We start from the raw sequence: 3271 nt of genomic DNA, 5'->3' as shown, positions 1-3271 counted from the left end.
GTCTTGCCGCGGGCGAGGCAATCGAGGCCGGCGGAACGCCCGCGGCTCCGATTGATCCGATCGTCTAGGCAGCGGTGGGGCAAGCAACCTGGATCCCGTCATCCAAGGCCACCTGACCAACATGAGATGCGCGCGGGAGTGGGAGGAGTGCTCTGATGCCGGACGCGGCCGAAGCCGGGATATTTACCTGGTCACTTGCCGAAAATGCGCTCTATGCCGACACGGCGGTCGCAAGGCTCTTCGGCCTCGATCCGAAGGAAGCCCTTCGTGGCCTGTCCCCCGCCGCCTATCTCGCCCGGGTCCACACCGAGGATCGGGCAAATGTTGCCAGGCTCTGGATGAAGGCGGTTGCAGACGGCCTGCCCTATAGCGGCATCTACCGCGTCATCGGTGCAGACGGCGCCGCCAGGCACGTCATTGCCCACGGCCGCTGCTTTCGCGACAGGACCGGCGCGCCAGCCCATTACGCCGGTATCGTCTACCCTTGGGAAGGTCAGTTTCAGCTCTATGCGGAAGAAGACATTGGAAGACAACCGTGGCTTCAATAGACCGCGCCTGTCGATTTGATCGGGTGAGGCGATTGTCGGAGTGTCGTCGGGCTGCCGGCGACCAGCATCATGATTGAGGGCAGCCCGAGATATCGCAAGGACGAATAGAAAGGCAGGTTTCAGGCGGCCTGTGAACGGCGCTCCATGTGCGCCTTGGCAACCCTGACGGCTTCCGCAGTCCTTCCCCATAGGCCCGAAATCTGCTCGATGATTTCCGGCCGTGCACTGCGCGGGTGGCCTGCGGTGAACACCGGCTGGGGGTCATATTCGAGGACGAGCTGCGTGAATTCGGCCGCATCCTGACCCTTGATCTCGGCGATTAGCGACAGCGCGAAGTCGATACCGGCCGTCACGCCACCACCAGTGATCCTGTTGCGATCTATGCAGACACGATCGTAGCTCGGTTCGATGCCCAGCGCGATCAGAGGTTCGTAGAACGGCCAGTAGGTGGCCGCGCGATAGCCTTCAAGCAGTCCGGCCATCGCCAGGATCACCGAGCCGGTGCAGGCTGCGGTAATGTAGCGGGCAGTTTTGCCAGCGCGGGCAATAAAGTCGAGATATTCCTGGTCCTTCATGATTTCGGGCGTGCCGCCGCCGCCCGGTACGAAGAGGATGTCCAAATTCTCCGGAACGTCGTCGAACGTGATGGTCGGGTTCATCGTCACGCCCATGTCGGTCGGAACCGGTTCCATCGTTTTCCAGATAAGATGTGTCTTACTGTGCAGTCCAAGTGCTGTCTGCGGACCGGCGAGATCCTGGAGCGTGAAGCCGGGGAACAGCATCATTCCAACCTGAAGGGGTCTGTCTTCGGTTGTCTTATTCGTTTCATCCGTCATGTGAGGTCTCCTTGTTGCTGGACACCCATATTGAATAGCGATAACCGGCAACCCAGGTGAGTGGCAGGAATGACAAAGTTCGATCAATTACCGCCAGCCCGGATCAAGCCCCGGCTCTTCAAACCGGGAGATTTGCTCGATGCATAAGGTCGCCGTTCTCGTGTTAAACGACGTCGTGCCGCTCGACTTCGGCATCGCCTACCAGGTCTTCGGCATGGCGCGCCTGGACGCCACCGACAAAGCCTATGATGTTTTCGTCTGCGCACCCAGACGGACCGTCCGCTCGGGTGGCTTCGACATTCAGGTTCGTCACGGGCTGGACGCTCTCGCAGATGCCGACACGATCGTAATCCCCGGCAGCGAAGATCCGTCCAGGCAGGTCCCAAGATCTGTGATCGTGGCGCTGCAAAAAGCCTACGCGCAGGGAAAACGGGTGGCTTCGATTTGCACCGGCGCCTTCATCTTGGCAGCAACCGGTCTCCTCGATGGACGGCGCGCCACGACCCACTGGCGCTTCACGGACGAACTTGCGAGTTCCTATCCGAGCGTCACGGTCGAACCCAATGTCCTGTTTGTCGATGAAGGCCAAATCGTCACATCGGCCGGCGCCTCGGCGGGGCTCGACATGTGCCTCCACCTTGTCCGCCGTGATTTCGGACAGTCAGTTGCGGCTGACGCTGCGCGTCTGACCGTTGCGCCCTTGCATCGCGACGGTGGCCAGGCGCAATTCATCCGGCACGAGCCGCCAGGATCACCCACGAGCCTGACGCCGCTGATTGAATGGATGCGCGACAACCTGCATGGCTCACACACCGTCGATGCCCTCGCTGCCCGCGCCAAGATAAGCCCGCGGACCTTCGCCAGACGTTTCCTCGAGCAGACCGGGACGACACCCTTGCAATGGCTCGTCCTTGCAAGGATCGACCGAGCGAGAGAGCTGCTGGAAGAAAGCGAAACGTCGATCGACCAGATCGCCTTTCTCACCGGCTTCGGCTCGCCCGTGACATTCCGGGCGCGGTTTCGCCGCATCGCAGGGCTCACCCCGACAGAGTACCGCCGCCGGTTTAATGCAAGCACCCCGACCGCCTAGAAAATGTCCGATATGGCTTTGGCGCCGCATCGCATCGCCATCAAATGGTCGAGGACATGACGGGCCGTGGGCAGCTCTCCCGGCCTGACGTCACCCGATGACAGTTACTGAGGGACATTTGTCCTTTCGACCTTCAAACTCTGCAGATATGCAATCTCGGCTGAGTTCGTATGGCGCGTTTGTCGGATTGGCCTGATCCGATTGCATTCCGGGCGGTTCATCGATCTTGCAGGATAAAGAACACGGGAGGTCTGGTGACCGGCTTGTCCCCGTTCCAATAGTACAGGACCGATAACATGGCCTTCCTTGCCGACGCCCTCTCCCATGTAAAGCCTTCAGCCACAATCGCCGTCGCTCAGAAAGCGCGCGAGCTGAAAGCCAAGGGACGTGACGTGATCAGCCTTGGCGCCGGCGAGCCGGATTTCGATACGCCCGACAATATCAAGGAAGCGGCGATCGACGCGATCCGCCGCGGCGAAACGAAGTACACGCCGATCTCCGGCATTCCGGAACTTCGCAAGGCGATCGCTGCGAAGTTCAAGCGCGAGAACAATCTGGACTATACCTGGGAGCAGACGATCGTCGGCACGGGCGGCAAGCACATCCTCTTCAACGCCTTCATGGCGACGCTGAACGCCGGCGACGAAGTGGTTATCCCGGCACCTTGCTGGGTGACCTATCCGGAAATTGCGTCGCTTTGTGGCGCCACCCCTGTATTTGCGCCGACGACGCAGGAAAACAACTTCAAGCTCCAGGCCGCCGATCTCGAAAAGGCGATCACGCCGAAGACCAAGTGG

The 3271-nt window shown here is 60.6% G+C and carries 4 protein-coding genes; 3 read left to right on the top strand and 1 reads right to left on the bottom strand.

Annotated elements, in window-relative coordinates; genetic code table 11:
• Positions 1-155 precede the first annotated feature (155 nt).
• Complete coding sequence (locus AC1D35_RS35200; protein WP_113335195.1) at positions 156-548, top strand: PAS domain-containing protein; 393 nt, start codon at positions 156-158, stop codon at positions 546-548.
• A gap of 119 nt (positions 549-667) precedes the next feature.
• Here AC1D35_RS35200 and AC1D35_RS35195 read toward each other — a convergent pair whose 3' ends face one another.
• Positions 668-1384, bottom strand: coding sequence for a DJ-1/PfpI family protein (locus tag AC1D35_RS35195; protein WP_113335194.1), 717 nt, complete (start codon positions 1382-1384; stop codon positions 668-670).
• 139 nt (positions 1385-1523) lie between these two features.
• On the opposite strand from AC1D35_RS35195, the gene AC1D35_RS35190 reads away from it, so the two are divergent.
• Both AC1D35_RS35190 and AC1D35_RS35185 read left to right on the top strand, forming a co-directional pair.
• Positions 1524-2474 carry a helix-turn-helix domain-containing protein gene (locus tag AC1D35_RS35190; protein WP_113335193.1) on the top strand — a complete coding sequence of 317 codons (951 nt, stop codon included), beginning with the start codon at positions 1524-1526 and terminating at the stop codon, positions 2472-2474.
• Between the two features lie 296 nt (positions 2475-2770).
• The coding region (locus tag AC1D35_RS35185; RefSeq protein WP_477942545.1) for an aminotransferase class I/II-fold pyridoxal phosphate-dependent enzyme at positions 2771-3271 on the top strand (501 nt) is incomplete at its 3' end.

It is taken from the genome of Rhizobium sp. P1_E6, assembly GCF_056405875.1.
Note: the sequence above shows the minus strand (reverse complement) of the source record. Positions and strands in the feature narration are given on the sequence as shown.

What these genes read in the sequence shown, in the direction of transcription:
- AC1D35_RS35200 (WP_113335195.1), top strand. Translation starts at nt 156, where the DNA reads ATGCCGGACGCGGCCGAAGCCGGGATATTTACCTGGTCACTTGCCGAA.
- AC1D35_RS35195 (WP_113335194.1), bottom strand. Translation starts at nt 1,384, where the DNA reads ATGACGGATGAAACGAATAAGACAACCGAAGACAGACCCCTTCAGGTT.
- AC1D35_RS35190 (WP_113335193.1), top strand. Translation starts at nt 1,524, where the DNA reads ATGCATAAGGTCGCCGTTCTCGTGTTAAACGACGTCGTGCCGCTCGAC.